Consider the following 18,573-nt stretch of genomic DNA (forward strand, 5'->3'; position numbering starts at 1 on the left):
GTATCGCATGGACACCTTGGTCATGGTCGTGGTCGTCCTGGCGATGATCGCGGTCGCGGCGTTCGTCATCCATCTGCTCAATACCCGGCATCGGCATCGGCATCTGCCTCCGGCGCACTACGACCAAGGGCTGGCCGGGTTCGACGAGGTGCCGGGCAAGGGACCGGGCAGCGCTTCTACTTCGCGTCCGAATAGCGCTCCACCACCGCCGTAGTGAACGGAAAACGCACCGGAGTCCCACCGAAGGCGGTCCGCCCGGCGAGCTCACCGGCCGCCCGGATCGCCGCCACCACCGCCTCCGCCTCCTCCCGGGGGCAGTGCACGATCACCTCGTCGTGCTGGAAGAAGACCAGCTCGGCGCGGAGGCCGGCGGAGCGGAGCGAGCCGCGCAGGGCGGCCAGGAGCAGCAGCGCCCAGTCGGCCGCGCTGCCCTGCACCACGAAGTTGCGGGTGAAGCGGCCCCGCGCGCGGGCGTTCGCCGATGCGTGACCAGGGGTGAACCCGCCGTCGGTGGATGAGGTCTCGGCGCTCTCCTGCGGGATGCCGGCCTCCTCGTACGCCTCGCTCCCGGCCGCCGGGGGGCTGGTTCGGCCCAGCCAGGTCCGTACCAGGCGTCCCTCCTCGCCCGCCTTCGCGGCATCGTCGACATAGGCCACGGCCAGCGGGAACCTCCGGCGCAGGGCGGCCAGGTTCTTCAGGCCGTCGCCCGAGGTCTGGCCGTAGACCGCGCCGAGGAGCGCGAGCTTGGCGTGGTCCCGGTCGCCGTGGAACGCCCGGTCCGACAGGGCCGTGTACAGGTCGCCGTCGTGGCCCGCCACCTCCATCAGACCGGGGTCCCGGGAGATCGCGGCGAGCACCCGGGGCTCCATCTGGTCGGCGTCCGCTACGACCAGGCTCCAGCCCTCGTCGGCGACGACCGCCTGCCGTATCACCTTGGGGATCTGCAGCGCTCCTCCGCCGTTGGTCGTCCAGCGGCCGCTGACCGTGCCGCCCGGCAGGTACTCGGGGCGGAAGCGGCCGTCGCGCACCCAGTCCTGGAGCCAGCTCCAGCCGTGCGCCGTCCAGATCCGGTACAGCTTCTTGTACTGGATGAGGGGCTGCACCGCCGGGTGGTCCAGCTCCTCCAGCTCCCAGCGGCGGGTGGACTTCACCTTGATGCCGGCCTGCGCGAAGGCCTTCACCACGTCGGCGGGGAGGTCGGGGCGGACCCGTCTGCCGAAGGCGGCCGACACCTCGTCGGCCAGCTCGGCCAGTCTGCGGGGCTCACCGCCGCCCGCGTAACGCTCGCCGAGCAACTCGTGGAGGACCTCCCGGTGGACGTCTGCGCGCCAGGGGAGGCCGGACCGGTTCATCTCGGCGGCGACCAGCATTCCGGCCGATTCCGCGGCCGTGAGCAGGCGCATTCTGCCGGGGTGCTCGGTGGCGTCGTGGCGGCGGAGCTGGTCGGCGTAGACCTGGAGCAGGCCGTCGAAGGGCAGCTGGGTGCCGGACGGGGGCTCGAAGAGCGAGGACTGCGAGCCGGGCTCCGCGGAGCGGGGCGGGGGGTCGGGCGGTACGGGGGCGTTGTGCAGTCGGGCGTGGGCGGCGGACGCCGAGCGGGGCTCGCCGAGGCGGCCCTCATGGGCGAGCAGGAGGGATTCGGCGACCTCGATGTCGTAGCAGCGGCTCAGGGGGACGCCGGCCGCGAGCAGCCGTGGGTAGATCTCGGCGGTGGAGCGCCACACCCAGCGGGTGACGTCCGGGCGGGCGCGGACCGCCGCCACGAGATCGGGCTCGGTGACGACCGGGGCGGCGGGCAGGCCGGAGGCGGTCAGCGGGGCCAGGACGGCGCCGCCGGTCTCCGTCATGGCCAGAGCCCAACGTTCGGTCATGCCTGTGAGTCTGGCACCCGGCACTGACATCGATGCTGGTACTCGGACGCACGGTGGCGGGTGGCGGGTGTCCCCCGGTCCGCAGGCGCCGGGGACGGCGCCGGGACCGGGGGAGCGCAGGGCGTCAGGAATCGGATTCGGAGGTCCAGGTGCCCAGGGAGATCTCGGCGGTGATGCCGGGGCCGAAGCCGGCCATCAGGCCGCGGTGACCGTCGAGAGCCGAGGCCTCGTCGAACATGCGACCGAGGGCGTCGAGCACCACGGCGCTGGCTATGTTGCCGTACTCGGTGAGCGTGGCGCGGCTGAAGCGGAACGCCTCGGGCGGCACGTCCAGGAAGTGGCTCAGGTCGTCCAGGATGCGCGGACCGCCCGCGTGGATGATGTAGAAGTCCATCTTTCCGGCGTTCCACTGGTGCTCCTCGGCGAGCGCCTCCAGGGCCGGTGCGAGGGGTTCCATGGTTCCGGGCACCCGCTTGTCGAGCTGGAAGTGGAACCCGGTGGACCGGACCGCGTAGGAGATCCAGTCCTCGGTGGCCGGGATGACGTACGAGCCGTTGCGTTCCAGGCGTACTCCCGTGCCGCCGCTGCCGCGGAGCACGACGGCGGCTATGCCGTCGCCGAACAGACCGTTGGACAGCAGCGAACCCACACCGAGGTCGGTGGGCTGATAGCAGAGCGAGCAGAACTCGCAGGCCACGATCAGCACATTGGCGTCGGGGTAGGCCGTGCAGAAGTCGTGCGCCCGGTTGACGGCCGCACCGCCCGCCGCGCAGCCGAGCTGTGCGATCGGCAGTTGCCGGGTCTCCGGCCGGAAGCCCATCTCCCCGATGAGCCACGCGGTCGGGGGCGGCATCATGAAGCCGGTGCAGGAGACGTAGACGATCAAGTCGATCTGCTGCGGCTCCAGTTCGGCGTGGTCGAGCGCCCGGCGCACGACCGCCGGGACCCGGGCCTTGGTGTGTTCCTCGTACGTGATGCTGCGGGCGTCGAAGCCCGGGTGCTGCAACACCTTGTCGATCGGCTGGATCAGATGCCGCTTCTGCACCCCGGTGTGTTCGATCAGACGAAGAACCAGGTCGAGCTGCGGATGGTCGCCGTGCAACCGTTCAGCCAGCTCAAGGGTTTCCTCGTTGGTGATGATGTACTCGGGAACCGCGATGGCCGGCTTGCAGAGAACCGCCATGGAACTCCTCCTAGCGGACATGGTCCACACGGCCGGGCCCGAAGGGTTCCGGGGCGTTCGCCTGCCGGAGACGGCCACTGCGGCTCCGTACGCGCGGCGTTGCGCGGACGTGGAGCTGTGGTGGATTCCGGCGCCGGGTCAGGTACCCCTGGAACGGGCGCGGACGGGCCGACCGTCGGAAGACTGAGTCCTAGCCGTTCGTGGGCGGAAAGGAGGTTCCGCCACGGCTGGGGTGGCCGTCGGGTACACGCTACGGCAGGCGGATCGGGGCCGCATGTCGAGCCGCACGGCGATGTACGCACGGCCCGTCGCGGGCGGTGCGTACATCGCCGTGCGGCTGGGCTTCGTGCCGGGAGTCTCCGGGGCGTCCGGCGCCCCGGGACCTCCCCGGTTGCCGGACGCCGTGGGCCGACGCATGATCGATGACGGCCCGGCGTCGGCCACGGCCGCGACGGGTGAGTCGCCCACGACGGGCGAGTCACCCCGCGGTCCCCGGTCACCAGGTGACGGGCAGTTCCAGGGGATAGCGCCAGATCGACGTCTTGTTCCAGCGCACTTCCTCGGCCGGTGTCGCCAGCTTCAGGGCGGGGAAGCGCTTCAGCAGCGTTCCGATGGCGACCTCCAGTTCCGTGGCCGCGAGCGGGGCGCCGAGGCAGTGGTGCCCGCCCCACCCGAAGGTCATGTGGGACGGTCCCTGGCGCTCCAGGTCCAGCTCGTCGGGGCGGTCGAACTTGCGGCCGTCCCGGTTGGCCGTCAGATAGGAGACGTGCACGATGTCCCCCTTCCGGATCCGCACTCCGCTCAGCTCCACGTCCTCGGTGGCGACACGGGGGATGCCGACGCCCTTGCGGAAGGGGATGAAGCGCAGCAGCTCCTCGATGGCCTGCGGGAGCATCTCGGGGCGATCGCGCACCGTGGCGAGCTCATCGGGCCTGGTGAGCAGCGTGTAGGCGATGTTCCCGATCTCGTACGTGGTGGTGTCCTGGCCGGTGATGAGCAGGACCATGGCCATGACGGTCAGTTCCTGGTCGTTCAGGATCTCGTCCCCGTCGCGCGCGGTGGCCAGTGCGCTGATCAGGTCGTCACCCGGGTTGGCACGCCGTTCGGCGGTCAACTCCCCGAAGTAGGCGCGGAGCTCGGCCTTGGACCGGATCGCCGCCTCCTTGTTCTCGACCGTGGTGTCCATCATGGTCCGGGCGTGGCCGCGCAGTTGCGCGTGGTCGGCCTCCGGGATGTCGAGGACCTCGCAGATGGTGGTCAGTGGCAGCGGGGCGGCCAGATGCGCGAACAGGTCGGCCGGGGCGCCGTGCTCCTCCATGCGGTCCAGCAGCTCGTCGACCACATGTTGCGTACGTACCCGCATGCGCTCCATGTGGCGGGGAGCGAAGCCCTTCGAGATCAGGCTGCGCAGGCGGCTGCTGCCCGGCGGGTCCATGACGTTGATGGCTTCGTCCTGGACGATCGGCTCGGGGGTCATGCGCGGGAAGTCCCGGCCGATGATGGCGCTGCGGCTGAAGCGCCGGTCGGTGGTCACCGTACGCACGTCGTCGTAGCCGGTGACGAGCCACGCCTCGCCGTCGCCGTGCGGGAGACGGATGCGGGATACGGGTTCTTCGGTCATCAAGTGCCTGAGCACCGGGTCGAATTCAAGGGCCTCGGCGTAGTCGAACGGGCAGTGCCGTGCGCCGGCGACTGGTTCCATGCGGAGCTCCAGATGGGGGTCTGACGGGTGGTTCATGGAAGGTGCGGGCTGGACGGGACATGGGTGCCCGATCGCCGACGGGGCCACGCGCCGGTCCGGGCCGATTGGTCCATATGCAGAACGGATTCGACGGTGCCGGTCGCTGGACCGGCGCAATGCGGTCCGGCGACCGGCACGGGTCCGGTGGTGTACGACCGGCGCGGCCGGGGTCTCAGGCGTTCGGTACGACGTCGGTGGCATCCACCGCGGGGCGCAGGGCGCGGGCGAGCTCGACGCCGTCGCCCACCGCCCAGAAGTGGACGAAGAGCAGGCGGGGGTCCTCCGACAGATGGTGGTTGTGCAGCTCGACGAGCTTGATCCCGCCGCGTCGCAGGGCCCGCAGCACGTGCGGGACCTCGTCGGCGATCATGGCGCAGTCGCCGCTGAGCGCGGCCCGGCCGCCACCCACCGGCAGGAAGTTGAACGCGCTGGTCGACCCCAGGCCGGCAGGCAGGATCAGATGGCCGTCCGCGATGGTCTCGCGGCGGCGGAAGGTGATCTTGTAGATCTCGCCGTCGATGGAGCCCTTGGCGCCGAGCACCGCCTCCATCCTGGCGATGTCCAGGTCGACCGGGGCCGACGGCAGCGGTGGCGCGGGCGGCGGGGTGCCGGTGCGGTCGAAGCCCGCGCGCAGCCCGCGGGCCATGGCGACCGCGTCGTGACCGTGTCCGTGGACATGGGCCCACCAGACGTCGGGGGTGTGGGAGAGCAGGTGCTTGTGGAGCGCGGTCTGCTCGATCCCGTGCGCCTGCCATGCGTCGGTCACCTGCTGGAGCTCCTGCTCGGTGACCACCACGTCGCCCATGAGCATCGTGGTGCCGTCGGCGTAGCGGACGAAGGCCACATGCGTGCCCAGCGCGAGCCCCGGGGTGACGACGATGCCGTCGGAGACCACGCGGAGATCCCGTCGGGGGAAGCTCGTGTGGTAGATCGTGTCGCGCAGCATGCTGCCGGTGCGGCCCAGTGCGTTCGCCACGTCCGCCCAGTCGGCGAGGCCGGTCGGCACCGGCCTGACCCGCTTTCCGTGCCCCGCTTCGTTGTGCCTCGCCCCGGCCGTCCCGGTGGGCAGCGCACGGGCGGTGGTGGGGCTCGCCACCGTCAGTACGGGCGCGAGGGCGGCGGCGGCAAGGATCCGCCGTCGTGACGTGATCGCCCCTGCGCCGCTGTCCTGCTGTCGGTCTCCGGTCATCATCGGTTCGCCTCCATGGGTCGCCTGGTCGCCTTCATGGCGAGATGAAAGCATGCGAAATCGCGACAAAAGGAAGAAAGCGGATGCACCGTCAGCGGGTGTCGCTGGATGGACTAAGACCGGTCGGCAATGGGAGGGCGGGAGAAGGGGCGGGGCCGGGTGCGTGCAGCTGCGAGGCGGAGGATCGAGGCGGGTGGGGTCTCCCCTGCTCGAACGCAGCTGAGAGGTGAGGGAAAGTGCGTTGTCGATCGGCGACAACGCGGCAGATGTGCGCACACCTCGGCGACGGGCGCGTCCGCACCCACGGCGTCGGGCGCGTGCCGGGCGCGTACGGCGCCCCCGCCGTCGTCCCGCGTCACCGGGGCGAGCCTCCGGGATCGTGCGGGGGTTCGATATCCACAGGGTGTGGATGAGTGAGTCTGTGGCCGGCCTCGCTGTCGAAGCGTCTCCGAGCCCCGTGGTCACGACCACCGGAGCCCGTCCACGGGGCAGGGCCGGCCAGGGGCGGGGCCAGCCGTAGGAGGGGACACCGCCCTGCCTACCCTGACCTCATGGAACCGGTGGTCGATCAGGCATTCGCGGCAGCCCTCTACTCGGACGGCGACGCCGGTCTCGACACCGGGGCCTCCCTTCTCGCCGCCGACCCGGCGGCCGACGCGGAACTGTTCCGGCGCGGCGAGGAGTTCGTCCGCCGGGCCTGGGAGCGCGGCTGGCAGCCCGCCGATGTCGTACGCCTCGTCCGCCGCGAGCTCGACGAGAACGCGGCCGGCCTCGCCGCCGGGCTGATCGGCTCGGAGACCGCCCGGTACGAGAGGCTTCCGCCGCGCTGGCGGTCCCAGCTCGACGCACTCCCGGACGCCCCGCCCCGCAACCGCCCGGACCGCTTCTCCTATGCCTGCGCCGTCCTCGGCCTGTACCGGCTGCTGCTCCGGCTTCCCGCCATCGAGCCGGTCGGGCCCCCGCCCGGCGCCGCCCCGCACGGACTTCGGCTGCCGCCCGCGCACGACGAGCCCCGGATGCTGACCCGGATCCGTGCCCTGCTCGCCAAGGCGGAGGCGACCGGCTTCCCCGAGGAGGCGGAGGCCCTGACCACCAAGGCGCAGGAGCTGATGGCCCGGCACTCCATCGACGAGGCCCTGCTCGCTGCCCGCACCCACAGCAAGGAGGCGCCGGGCGCGTGCCGGATCGGGGTCGACGCGCCGTACGAGACGGCGAAGGCGATCCTGCTCGACGCGGTGGCCGCCGCCAACCGCTGCCGTGCGGTGTGGAACAGTGACCTCGGCTTCTCCACGGTGGTCGGCTTCGAGCCGGACCTGGACGCCGTGGAACTGCTGTACACCTCCCTGCTGGTCCAGGGCACGGCGGCGATGACGAAGGCGGAGGCGGGACAGCGGGCCGGCGGACGCAAGCGGACCAAGACGTTCCGGCAGTCGTTCCTGATGGCGTACGCCCAGCGCCTGGGCAGCAGGCTCGCCGCCGACGCTGCCCGTGTCACCGCCGAGGCCGAGGCCGAGGGTGGGGGCGGGGCCGGTCCGGCCGGGTCCGGCGCCCCTCATCTGCTCCCGGTGCTCGCCGCCCGCGACATGGCCGTCACGGACACCGCCGAGCGGATGTTCCCCGAGACCACGACCACCCGGGTCCGGGGCGCCACCGACCTGGACGGCTGGACCCACGGCACGGCCGCGGCGGACCGGGCGCGGATGGGCGGGAACGGTCCGCAGCTCGGCGGCGGGCGCGGGAAGCGGTAGGCGCCGCCACCGCGAGCGGTGGGGAGCTGCGGGGTGGGCGTGGCAAGTGGTAGGCGCCGCCGCGAGCGGTCCGGAGCTGCGAGACGGGCGCGGCAAGTGGTAGGCGCCGCCATCGCGAGCGGATTTCCGGCAACTCGGACCAAACGGTGATTCCGGTTAGGCTCTGGGCATGAGCTGGCTCCGGGCGCTGAAGGAGACCGCCCGCTCGGGCCTGTCGATCGAGCGGCGGCGCCTCGAACCGCTCATCGCGATCCGCGGCGCGGCCGGTCTCGCCCTCGTCATCGGGATCAGCCTCGCGTTCTTCGGGCCCGTGGTCGCCGCGAGCTCCGCGTTCGGCGCGTTCCAGGCGGCCATCGCCACCTTCCAGCGCAGCTGGCGCCCCCGGCCCGTGCTCGCCCTGGTCTCCGGGGCGAGCCTCGCCGTGTCGACGTTCCTCGGCTATCTCACCGGCTCCCGGCTGTTGTTGTTCCTCGCCCTGCTGGTGCTCTGGACGTTCCTCGCGGGCCTGGCCTGGGCGGCCGGGCCGACGGCAGGCATCATCGCGGCGTCGAACGTGGCGATCATGCTGGTCACGGTCACCCTGCCCACCTCCGTCGCGGACTCGGCCCTGCACGCCGTGATGATCCTGTTCGGCGGCCTGGTGCAGGCGGCGTTGATCGTCCTGTTCCCGGTACGGAGATGGGGCGCCCAGCGTGACGCGCTCGCCGACGCGCTGGCCGCCGAGGCCGACTACGCCCGCCGGCTGCGCCACGACCCGCTCGCCCCCTTCGACCCGGTTCCGCTGATGACGGCCCGCAGCGCCGCCGCGGTCACCCCGCGCCAGGCCCGCCGCCGGCCGCCCGAGCTGCGGGGTCCGCGAGGGGTCGCCGAGCGGATCAGGCCGGTGCTCGCCTCGCTCGCCGACCCGTCGCTGGGCGTGCCGTCCGAAGGGCCGGAGCGGGAACGGGTCCGCGAGCTGCTCGCCGCCGCCGGATCGGTGCTCGACTCGGCCGCCCGCGCGATCCGGCACGGAGACCCGGTCGAACTCGCCCCGTCCGCCGTGGCCGCGCTGAAGACCCCGGACACCGGGACGCTCCTCACCGGCCCGCCGCTGCGCGCCGCCGACCGGCTCGGCGCGCTGCTCTCCGACGTCATCGAAACGGCCGAGGGCGAGGGCACGAAGGAGCAGGACGCCAGGGCCGAGGAGGCCGCCGAGGCCATCAAGGCGCCCGCGGACGGGACTCCCGCGGCCCCGCACCGCCGCCGCCCCACCCTGCTGCGGCTGCTCCCCGTCGCCCTGAGGGCGATGCGCGCCGAACTGCGCCCGGGGTCACCGATCCTGCGGCACGCCGTCCGGGTCTCCGTCGTCGTGGCCGGAGGCTATCTCATCGGCACCGCGCTGCCGTTCGGTCACGGTTACTGGGCGCCGATGGCCGCCGTCATGGTCATGCGGCCGGAGTTCTCCCAGACGTACGGGCGGTCCGTGGCCCGGTTCGGCGGCACGATCGTCGGCGTCTCGCTCGCCACCGCGATCGTCGAGACCACCAGCCCCGGGGTGACCATGGCCGCGGTGTTCTCCGTGTTCTGCGCCCTGCTGATGTATCTGCTGATGCGCACCGGGTACGTGGTCGGCCAGGCCTGCATCTCGGCGTATGTCGTCTTCCTGCTCGGCATGGCGGGCGACGACTGGTCGCAGACCGTGCTCGAACGGGTCGTCCTCACCCTCGCGGGCGGCCTCCTGGCGATGATCTCGTACGCCCTCTACCCGGCCTGGGAGACGCCGAGGCTCCGGGGCCGGCTCGGCGACTGGCTGAAGGCGGACGGGCGGTACGCCGCCTCGGTGGTCGACCAGTACGCCGAGCCGGCCGCGCGCGGCCACGACGACGTGCGTTCCGCGCTGCTCGACACCCGTGAGGCCCGGGTCGCCTGGCAGGAGGCGCTGGCCGCCGCCCAGCACGAACCGGTGCGCAACCGCGGCCTCTCCCGCGCCGCCGCCGACGACACCCAGCACGCGCTCGCCCAGCTCGGCCGGGCCGCGATGCTGCTGGAGGCCCATCTGCCGGGCGGCGGCGCCACCCCCGTACCGGACGCGGCACGCCTGGCCGAGGCGTTGCGCCGGGCCACCGAACAGGGCGCGAAGGCGGTGCGGGAGCGGCGGGTGCCGGACTGGACCGAGGTGCGCGAGGCGCTGGCGCAGTGGGACGCGCGGCAGCGCACGGACGAGGGCGAGGCGGACCCCTTCGTACGGGAAGGGGCCCACCTCCTCCTCGATGCCCTGGAGGAGTTCTCCCGGGGACTGGACGGGAAACCGGGGAGGAAGCCCGAGCCGGCCCGCAACCCGCCCGGGGATACAGCGGTCTGACGGAGCGTGCGGAATCCGTCAGGGTGTCGGCAGGCCCTCCAGGTCCGGCAGGCCGGACGGCAGTGCGCCCGGGTCGGTCTTGGCCAGGGTGTCCTTGACCCCGCTGTCCCAGGACACCACGACGGTCTTGCCGTCGTTGGACTCGACGGACCCCGTGGTGCGGTCTTCGCCGCCGTCGACGCACTTCAGCGTGAGTGTCACCTTGCCCGTGCCCTGTGCGGTGCCCGTGCAGGCGTGCTGTTCGGTGAGGAGTGCGGCCTTCCCCGACGACACCGACAGGACGACTGCCTTGCCGTCGGTCTTTCCGGCCCAACCGCCCTCCAGCGCCGCGGCGTCCGTCTCGGAGCCGCTGTCGTCGCCGGGAGCCGGGGCGGTCTGCCCGGCGCCGGAGCCGCCGGCCGGTTCGTCGTTCTTCTTGCTGTCACTGCTGCAGCCGGTCAGTGCCACCGCGGTGAGGATTCCGGTGGCGATCACGGCACCGGTACGTACACCTCTGCGCATCCTTAATTCCCCCTTGTCGACGAAAGACCGGGCCAAGTTATCAGCGGGATACGGCGGGATGGTGAGCTCGAACAGGGGTAGACGGAGCCGAAACGGCATCAGATGCGTCTGTCCATGTGGATGTCCGTACGGTAAAGCTGTAATCGCGAGAACACCCCGTGTGCACGTGCATCCGCGCATGCATCTGCCCATGCAGGGAAATTTGAACACAGCTATGATCCCGGACAGTTGACACTTGCACCTTGCAAATCGGGGAGCGTCCTGTGCACCACGTGTACAACGGCATGGCGGCCACAGAGCTTCGCGGAGTCGTCTGGCAGAAGAGCAGACACAGCAACTCCCAGGGTTCCTGCGTGGAGTTCGCGAAACTGCCCGACGGGGATGTGGCGATGCGGAATTCGCGCCACCCCGACGGGCCGGCGCTGGTCTATACACCGGCGGAGATAGAAGCACTGCTGCTCGGGGTGAAGGACGGGGAGTTCGACCACCTCATAGCGGGCGGCTGAGTACATTCCGCGGGCCGTAGTCCGGCCCGGACCGCCGGCCGGCGGCTCTCCCGCCCGGCACGGTCCGAGCGGGAGCCCTCGTCGCGGCCGGCCGGGTCACACGCCGTCGGAGAGCCGGAACAGCGCCCAGACCACCTTGCCGCGCGGTGCCGACAGCGCGCCCGGGACCTCCGGCTCAGGAGAGGGGTGCCAGCCCCAGGAGTCGCTGAAGGACTCCACGAGGAAGAGACCGCGGCCGGATTCGGCGCAGTCCGGCGCCTCGGAGGCGATCGGGCTCTCCTGGCTGGGATCGCGCACGGCACACACCAGGCGTGAACTCCAGCGCATCAAGTGCAGCCGTACGGGCGGATCCTGTGAATCGGGTGCGCCGCTGTCCGGGGGCAGGGCATGCCGCAGGGCGTTGGTGACGAGTTCGGAGACCACGAGTGCGACATCGTCGAAGCGCTCGGAAAGACCCCATGCGTTCAGCGTCGTCCGGGTGAACCGCCTTGCTCCGCCCACCGCTTCGTAGCGGGCGGGCAGGGTGCAGGTCGCCGATCCGGAGACGGCTGAGGGATCGATGGGGGGAAGCCCCTGCCGTAACGGCTCGAGCATCGTCGATCCATTCGTCCCCATGCGAGGCACTCCCGGGATTCGCGGCTGTATCGGTACTGCGGGGGGTACAGCGGCACAACACGAACGAGCACGCAGGTGCGCGAGCCCCATGGTTCCCAATGCCCTGGGCAGATGCAAGGGCAGATGCACGTGCACGCGCCTGACCTGTCCGAACCCGTGCCGGTTCTTGGTCATTTCTTCCCACGGGTATTTTCGCGGCTCTCTGTAAGGCTTCTCATTTCCGTAATCGAATGAGTACGGGCTGAAGCGTTTTGATGGCAGAATCCGGCACTTGGGGTTCAGGGGGGAGCCCCGGTGTCCAGGAAGCGATGGGGAGGACCGGGCCAGTGGCGGCAGGCGAGTCGAGTGGATCTGTGGTGCGGCGCATCCTGCTGGGCTCGCAGCTCAGGCGGCTGCGCGACTCGCGCGGCATAACCCGTGAGGCGGCCGGCTACTCCATCCGGGCTTCCGAATCGAAGATCAGCCGCATGGAGTTGGGACGGGTGAGCTTCAAGGCCAGGGACGTCGAGGACCTGCTCACGCTCTACGGAGTCACGGACGAAGCGGAGCGGGACGCTCTGCTCGGCCTGGCCCGTGAGGCCAATGTGGCGGGCTGGTGGCACAGTTACGGAGACGTGCTGCCCGGCTGGTTCCAGACATACATCGGCCTGGAGGGTGCGGCGTCGCTCATCCGGGTGTACGAAGTCCAGTTCGTCCACGGCCTGTTGCAGACCGAGGCCTACGCGCACGCGGTCGTCACCCGCGGCATGGGCGCCGCGCCCGCCGTCGAGATCGACCGCCGCGTGGCGCTGCGGCTGGAGCGCCAGAAGGCCCTCGTCTCCGAACGCGCCCCCCACTTCCATGCCGTACTGGACGAGGCGGCGCTGCGCCGGCCGTACGGCGACCGTGAAGTGATGCGCGGGCAATTGCGGCATCTGATCGAAATGTCGGAGCAGCCCAACATCACTCTCCAGGTCATGCCCTTCAGTTTTGGCGGGCATGCCGGCGAGGGCGGTTCCTTTACGATGCTGCGATTCCCCGAATCCGATCTGTCGGACATTGTCTATTTGGAGCAGCTGACAAGTTCGCTCTATCTGGACAAGGCCGAGGACGTCGCCCAGTACGAAAAGGCCATGACGCGGCTGCACGAGGACAGCCCGGGGCCCGAGGGGAGCCGTGATCTGCTTCGCGGTCTGCTTCAACTCATCTGATTCGTCAGTACGATGACGGTTCGACGGAGTCTGCACCTGAGTTAAGGGATCGCATGTCCTTCTTCTACGAGCTGGCCGACCAATACATCGACGGTGAGTGGCGGACCGGTACCGGCTCGTGGGACATCATCGATTTCAACCCCTACAACGGGGAGAAACTCGCCGCGATCACCATCGCGACCGCGCAGGAGGTCGACCTGGCCTACCGCGCCGCCGAACGCGCCCAGCGCTCCTGGGCCACCACCGGACCGTACGAGCGCCGCGAAGTCCTGGACCGCGCGCTGCGGATCGTCGGGGAACTGCACGACGACATAGTCGACGCGATCATCGACGAACTGGGCGGTACCCGGGTCAAGGCGGAGTACGAGGTCCGTGTCGCCGAGGAGTTCCTGCGCGACGCGATCCACCGGGCGCTGCGCCCGCCGGGCAGCGTCCTGCCCGCCCCGGCGGACTCCAGGGAGAACCGCCTCTACCGGCTGCCGGTCGGCGTCGTCGGCGTGATCAGCCCCTTCAACTTCCCCTTCCTGGTGGCGATGAAGTCCGTCGCCCCCGCCCTCGCGCTCGGCAACGCGGTCGTCGTCAAGCCCAATCAGAACGCCCCGGTCGTCGGCGGCACGCTGATCGCGAAGATCTTCGCGGACGCCGGACTGCCCGCCGGGCTGCTCAATGTCGTGATCACCGATGTCGCCGAGATCGGGGACGCGTTCATCGAGCACCCCGTGCCCAAGGTGATCTCGTTCGCGGGCTCGGACCGGGTCGGCCGCCATGTCGGCGCGGTCGCGGCCGGGCACTTCAAGCGGACGATCCTCGAACTCAGCGGCAACAGCGCCCTGGTGGTGCTCGCGGACGCGGACATCGACTACGCGGTCGATGCCGCCGTCTTCAGCCGTTTCGTGTACCAGGGGCAGGTCTGCATGGCCGCCAACCGCATCCTGGTGGACCGTCGCGTCGAGCGGGAGTTCACCGAGAAGTTCACCGCCAGGGTGGCCGCGCTCAGGACCGGTGACCCGCGCGACCCGGAGACCCGGATCGGTCCCGTCATCAACACCTTCCATGCCGACGCGCTGACCGCCCTGGTCGACCAGGCGGTCGCCGACGGAGCCACCGCGCTCGTCCGCGGCCGGACCCGCGGCAACCTCGTGGAGCCGACGGTGCTCGCCGGGCTCCCCGAGGACTCCCCGCTGATGTCCCAGGAGATATTCGGCCCGGTGGCGCTGCTGGTGACCTTCGACGGCGAGGAGGAGGCCGTGCGGATCGCCAACGACACCCCGTACGGGCTGAGCGGCGCCGTGCACACCCGCAGCACCGAACGCGGGGTGCGGTTCGCGCGGCGCGTGGTCAGCGGGATGTTCCACGTCAACGACTCCACCGTCCAGGACGATCCGCTGGTGGCCTTCGGCGGCGAGAAGTCCTCCGGGTCCGGCCGGCTGAACGGTGAGGCGACCGTCGACGCGTTCACCACCCGGAAGTGGATCTCCATCCAGCACGGCCGGGCGGCCTTCCCCTTCTGATGGTCGAGATGGAGGGGTTCATCCGCTCGGTGCCCAGCCTGGACGACACCTTCCCGCTGCCGGAGGCGCCCTGGTTCCCGAAGGACGAGCGGGTCTCGATGAGGTGGCTGCTGGCCCATCTGGTCGAGGAGCACGCCCGGCACGCCGGGCACGCCGACATCATCCGGGAGTCCCTGGACGGCCGGACCGCCTTCGAGCTGGTCGCCGAGGCGGGGGGCTACTCTCGTCAAAGTTGAGTAGAAAGGGTGCGTGAGATGTCCGCGATCCGGCTGCTGGTCCTCTGCGCCGTGCGCCAGCACGGCCGGGCGCACGGCTATCAGGTCCGCAACGACCTGGAGTACTGGGGTGCGCACGAGTGGTCCAATGCCAAGCCCGGGTCGGTCTACCACGCGCTGAAGCAGATGGCGAAGCAAGGGCTGCTGCTCGCCCACGAGACCGCCCCGAGCACGGCGGGCGGCCCGCCCCGTACCGAGTACGAGATCACCGAGCGGGGCGACGAGGAGTACTTCACGCTGCTGCGTGCGGCGCTGACCTCGTACGACCAGAAGCCGGACGTGCTGTCGGCGGCCCTCGGCGGCATCGTCGACCTGGAGCGGTCCGAGGCGGTCGCGCTGCTCAAGGAGCGGGTCGCCGGTCTCGCGGCCTGGCGGGCCACGGTCACCGAGCACTACGTGCCGGAGGCCGGGCTCGGGTCCATCGGCCACATCGGCGAGATCATGAACCTGTGGGTCCATTCGGCAGACGCCGGGGCCGAGTGGACGCGCGGGCTGATCGCCCGTATCGAGGACGGGGCGTACACCTTCGCGGGGGAGGGCGAGCCCTTCGTCGGCGTGCTCGCCGAGGGGCAGCGCAATCCGTACGCGACGGGGGTGCCGGACCCCGGCGACGACGAGTGAGCGGGCGCCGGTCCCGCTCAGTGGTGGAAGGCCGTCGCCGCCTGCCGGTCGTGGCTCATCGGGTGCGGCTGGCGGCGCAGGCCGGGCAGGATCAGCCCGATGTCCTCCAGCAGCAGCTCGGCGAGGTCCGACGAGAAGCCGTTGCGGCACACCACCCGCAGCACCGCCAGGTCCTGCCGGTTGGCCGGGAAGGTGTACGCGGGCACCAGCCATCCCTGTTCGCGCAGCCGCCGCGACAGGTCGAAGACGTCGTACGCCGTCACGTCCGGCCCGGTCGTCAGCGCGAAGACGGGCAGCTGGTCGCCCCGGGTCAGGAGCCGGAAGTCGCCGATCTCCTCGATCCGCCGCGCGAGCCCGCAGGCCACGTCCCGGGACGCCTGCTGAACGGCCCGGTAGCCCTCCCGGCCCAGCCGCAGGAAGGTGTAGTACTGCGCGACCACCTGCGCGCCGGGCCGGGAGAAGTTCAGCGCGAAGGTCGGCATGTCGCCGCCCAGGTAGTTGACCCGGAACACCAGCTCCTCGGGCAGCTCGGCGGGCGAGCGCCACAGCACCCAGCCGACGCCCGGGTAGACCAGGCCGTACTTGTGCCCGGAGGTGTTGATGGAGGCGACCCTCGGCAGCCGGAAGTCCCACACCAGGTCCTCGTCCAGGAACGGAGCCACCATCGCCCCGGAAGCCCCGTCCACATGGACGGGGATGTCGAGACCGGTGCGTTCCTGAAGGGCGTCCAGCGCCGCGCACAGCTCCGCGACCGGCTCGTAGGAACCGTCGAAGGTGGAGCCGAGGATGCCGACGACACCGATGGTGTTCTCGTCGCAGAGGTCGGCCGCGGCCTGCGGGTCGAGGTGGAAGCGGTCGCCCTCCATCGGGACCGTCCGCGGCTCGATCTCCCAGAAGGTGCAGAACTTCTCCCAGCAGACCTGCACATTGATGCCCATGACCAGGTTCGGCCGGGCGGTCGCCGGATAGCGGTCGGCGTTCCTGGCCGCCCAGCGGCGCTTCAGCGCCAGCCCCGCGAGCATGCAGGCCTCGCTGGATCCCGTCGTCGAACAGCCCACGGTCGCCGAGGGATCGGGGGCGTTCCAGAGATCGGCGAGCATCGCCACACAGCGCCGCTCCAGCTCGGCCGTGCGCGGGTACTCGTCCTTGTCGATCATGTTCTTGTCGCGGCACTCGCCCATCAGCACCCCGGCCTGGGGCTCCATCCAGGTGGTGACGAAGGTGGCGAGGTTGAGCCGTGCGTTGCCGTCGAGCATCAGCTCGTCGTGGACCAGCCCGTACGCGGTCGACGGCGGCATCGGCCCGTCGGGCAGCCGGTGCCGGGGCGGCGCCGACTCCATGCCGGCGGCCGGGTCGGCCTCCCCGTAGAACGGGTTGAGGGCGAGCCTGCGGCGCCCTTCGGGCATTTCCGTACTTGGGGGCGAACCCTTGTGGAGAGGCATCGGCGGACAGCCCTTCTCGGCTCTCGGCGGTCTTGTGGGACCCGTGGTCCGGTCGGTGTGCGGTGCCGTCAGCTCTCGGCGGCGGGGCCTTCCTTGACGGCCCGGGTGAACTTCACGACCAGCTCGGCCTGGACCCGGGCGGCGGCCAGGGTCTGCTCGCCGGCCTGGATGTCGCCCTGGCCGGCCACGTGCGAGGTGCCGTACGGATTGCCGTCGACGAACTTCGACGGGTCCGTGCGGCCGTCGGGGGCGACCAGGATGCCGCCGAAGTGACGGATCGTGTTGTGGAGCGCCGGCAGCGTGGACTCCTGGCGACGGTTCCGGTCGACGAGCAGACGACGGCGACGTTGAGGGGCGTGGGCATGGCGGAGTCCTCCGACGGACCTGACGGGACGAATCCGTACGGATGCGACGATACGGAAGGGGTGGGCATCCGGCGCGTCGGGCGGGCGGCCCGGCTCACCTCAGCGGCGTACCGTCCTCGTGCAGTTGCATCTGCGGCCGTCCGGTCACCAGCAGCCAGGCGGGCAGTGAGGCGATGCACAGTATCGGGAGCACGGCCGTGTCGCCGACCAGCACCGCCGCGGTGAACAGGCTCAGCCAGCCCTGCCGGGTGATGGCCAGCAGGATTCCCAGCACCCCGCAGGTCACCGCGAGCGTCACCGGCACCGACGGGACCAGGGCGTGGGCACAGAACCCCAGGGCGACCCCGACGAAGACGGCGGGGAAGATCCGCCCGCCCCGGAAGCCGCAGCTCGCCGCGATCAGTAGTGCGGCCGTCTTCACCAGGGCCATGCCCGCGAACTGCCAGGCCGACCAGCCACTCGGGTCGGCGGCGAGCTCCTTCACCTCTTCGAGCCCCTTGAACAGGGTGAGCGGGCCGCCCAGGGCGCCCAGCAGGCCGAGCAGCAGCCCGCCGGTGGTCAGCGCCAGGACCGGGTGTTTCAGGGTCCGGAAGAACCGGTGCACGTACGGGAACGCGTACACCGCCAGCAGTCCGAGCGCCGCGCCCGCCAGTGCGATGACGATGGAGGAGAGCAGGTCGCCCCAGTGCGGGTCGGTGTAGGCCGGCAGTGCCAGGTCGAAGCTGGGACGGGCCAGCAGGGTCATGGTGAGCGCGCCCATGGCGCCCGCCGCGAGCGGGCCGAAGAGGCGGTCCCAGAGCGGGCCCGGTTCGGCGCGGGAGGCGAGGATCTCGGAGAGGATCAGCGCGGCGGCGACCGGGGTGCCGAAGAGCGCCCCGATGGTGCCGGACGCGGCGAGGGAGAGCCAGAGCTTTGCGGGCGCGCTGGGCATGAATCGGCGGCCGAGCCAGAAGGCCAGCGCGATGTTGGCGGCCGTGATCGGGTTCTCCGGGCCGAGGCTGATCCCGCCCGCCAGGGTGAGGATTGTCACGAGCAGCAGCCCCGGGACCGCGCCCGGCGGCAGCGGCGGATCGACCAGCCCGGTGGTCGCCGGATCGGGACCCGCGTGACCGGGCACCACCCGGATGAGCAGCCCGACCGCCAGCCCGCTCGCGGTGAGCATCACGATGATCCACAGCGAGGAGTGGCGGTCTACGGAGAGTGCGTCGGGGAGCGTCTCCCAGAGCACGCCCTGGAGTTTCTCCGCAAGCAGGTCGATGCCGAGCAGGACGAGGGCGCAGAGGATCCCGACGGCCACGGCGGGCACGATGACGGGCAGCAGCCGTCGTACGGGGGTGGGCTCGGGAGCGGATTCGGCGAGAGCGGAGGATTCGGTGGGCACCGGATCACCATAACGGCCTAAAAAGATATACAACCCCTCGAATGGTGTCGGGCGGCACTGCGGACTTGCACCTCACGTCGCGTCAGGACCCAG

At 71.0% G+C, this 18,573-nt stretch carries 15 protein-coding genes and 2 pseudogenes; 8 read left to right on the forward strand and 9 right to left on the reverse strand.

Annotated elements, in window-relative coordinates; all coding sequences use genetic code 11:
• Positions 1-7: 7 nt before the first annotated feature.
• Positions 8-214 (forward strand): hypothetical protein, encoded by a 207-nt coding sequence (locus tag ACWCQ6_RS06005; protein WP_451085856.1) that lies wholly within the window; start codon positions 8-10, stop codon positions 212-214.
• Here ACWCQ6_RS06005 and ACWCQ6_RS06010 read toward each other — a convergent pair.
• The 4 genes from ACWCQ6_RS06010 to ACWCQ6_RS06025 form a co-directional block, all read right to left on the reverse strand.
• The gene (locus tag ACWCQ6_RS06010) at positions 177-1,871 is read right to left on the reverse strand and encodes a bifunctional 3'-5' exonuclease/DNA polymerase (RefSeq protein ID WP_451085858.1); all 1,695 of its coding nucleotides are present in this window, start codon (positions 1,869-1,871) and stop codon (positions 177-179) included. The two genes, ACWCQ6_RS06005 and ACWCQ6_RS06010, sit on opposite strands and share 38 nt — an antisense overlap.
• 124 nt (positions 1,872-1,995) lie before the next feature.
• On the reverse strand, positions 1,996-3,054 hold the full coding sequence (locus ACWCQ6_RS06015) for a type III polyketide synthase (RefSeq protein ID WP_451085860.1): 1,059 nt from the start codon (positions 3,052-3,054) through the stop codon (positions 1,996-1,998).
• A 496-nt stretch (positions 3,055-3,550) separates the two neighbouring features.
• On the reverse strand, positions 3,551-4,756 hold the full coding sequence (locus ACWCQ6_RS06020; RefSeq protein WP_451085862.1) for a cytochrome P450: 1,206 nt from the start codon (positions 4,754-4,756) through the stop codon (positions 3,551-3,553).
• A gap of 211 nt (positions 4,757-4,967) precedes the next feature.
• Positions 4,968-5,987: a DUF1259 domain-containing protein gene (locus ACWCQ6_RS06025; RefSeq protein WP_451085864.1), complete on the reverse strand. Its 1,020-nt coding sequence runs from the start codon at positions 5,985-5,987 to the stop codon at positions 4,968-4,970.
• A 548-nt stretch (positions 5,988-6,535) separates the two neighbouring features.
• On the opposite strand from ACWCQ6_RS06025, the gene ACWCQ6_RS06030 reads away from it, so the two are divergent.
• Positions 6,536-7,732 carry a DUF2786 domain-containing protein gene (locus tag ACWCQ6_RS06030; protein WP_451085866.1) on the forward strand — a complete coding sequence of 399 codons (1,197 nt, stop codon included), beginning with the start codon at positions 6,536-6,538 and terminating at the stop codon, positions 7,730-7,732.
• 169 nt (positions 7,733-7,901) lie between these two features.
• Entirely contained in the window at positions 7,902-10,073 is a 2,172-nt protein-coding gene (locus ACWCQ6_RS06035) for an FUSC family protein (RefSeq protein WP_451085868.1), read from the forward strand.
• A gap of 18 nt (positions 10,074-10,091) precedes the next feature.
• Here ACWCQ6_RS06035 and ACWCQ6_RS06040 read toward each other — a convergent pair whose 3' ends face one another.
• Complete coding sequence (locus ACWCQ6_RS06040) at positions 10,092-10,574, reverse strand: hypothetical protein (protein WP_451085870.1); 483 nt, start codon at positions 10,572-10,574, stop codon at positions 10,092-10,094.
• A 263-nt stretch (positions 10,575-10,837) separates the two neighbouring features.
• Here ACWCQ6_RS06040 and ACWCQ6_RS06045 point away from each other — a divergent pair, with 263 nt between their 5' ends.
• Positions 10,838-11,080 (forward strand): DUF397 domain-containing protein, encoded by a 243-nt coding sequence (locus tag ACWCQ6_RS06045; RefSeq protein ID WP_037690973.1) that lies wholly within the window; start codon positions 10,838-10,840, stop codon positions 11,078-11,080.
• Between the two features lie 96 nt (positions 11,081-11,176).
• Here the strand turns inward: ACWCQ6_RS06045 and ACWCQ6_RS06050 are convergent, their stop codons facing one another.
• Positions 11,177-11,674, reverse strand: coding sequence for an ATP-binding protein (locus tag ACWCQ6_RS06050; protein ID WP_451085872.1), 498 nt, complete (start codon positions 11,672-11,674; stop codon positions 11,177-11,179).
• A 329-nt stretch (positions 11,675-12,003) separates the two neighbouring features.
• On the opposite strand from ACWCQ6_RS06050, the gene ACWCQ6_RS06055 reads away from it, so the two are divergent.
• From ACWCQ6_RS06055 to ACWCQ6_RS06070, 4 genes and pseudogenes are all read left to right on the forward strand, one after another.
• Positions 12,004-12,885, forward strand: coding sequence for a helix-turn-helix domain-containing protein (locus ACWCQ6_RS06055; protein ID WP_451085874.1), 882 nt, complete (start codon positions 12,004-12,006; stop codon positions 12,883-12,885).
• Between the two features lie 53 nt (positions 12,886-12,938).
• Positions 12,939-14,396, forward strand: a complete 1,458-nt coding sequence (locus ACWCQ6_RS06060) for an aldehyde dehydrogenase family protein (protein WP_451085876.1) — start codon at positions 12,939-12,941, stop codon at positions 14,394-14,396.
• A 5-nt stretch (positions 14,397-14,401) separates the two neighbouring features.
• Positions 14,402-14,632: pseudogene (locus tag ACWCQ6_RS06065) on the forward strand (mycothiol transferase); the annotation flags it as partial.
• A gap of 18 nt (positions 14,633-14,650) precedes the next feature.
• A complete protein-coding gene (locus tag ACWCQ6_RS06070) occupies positions 14,651-15,292 on the forward strand; it encodes a PadR family transcriptional regulator (RefSeq protein WP_451085915.1) in 642 nt (213 codons plus the stop codon).
• A gap of 17 nt (positions 15,293-15,309) precedes the next feature.
• Here the strand turns inward: ACWCQ6_RS06070 and ACWCQ6_RS06075 are convergent, their stop codons facing one another.
• From ACWCQ6_RS06075 to ACWCQ6_RS06085, 3 genes and pseudogenes are all read right to left on the reverse strand, one after another.
• The gene (locus ACWCQ6_RS06075) at positions 15,310-16,734 is read right to left on the reverse strand and encodes a glutamate decarboxylase (protein ID WP_451085878.1); all 1,425 of its coding nucleotides are present in this window, start codon (positions 16,732-16,734) and stop codon (positions 15,310-15,312) included.
• Positions 16,735-16,802: 68 nt separating this feature from the next.
• Positions 16,803-17,045, reverse strand: a pseudogene (locus ACWCQ6_RS06080) (NAD(P)H dehydrogenase); the annotation flags it as partial.
• Positions 17,046-17,193: 148 nt separating this feature from the next.
• The gene (locus tag ACWCQ6_RS06085; RefSeq protein WP_451085880.1) at positions 17,194-18,480 is read right to left on the reverse strand and encodes an ion channel protein; all 1,287 of its coding nucleotides are present in this window, start codon (positions 18,478-18,480) and stop codon (positions 17,194-17,196) included.
• Between the last annotated feature and the right edge of the window lie 93 nt (positions 18,481-18,573).

This window comes from Streptomyces sp. NPDC001880, assembly GCF_053594575.1.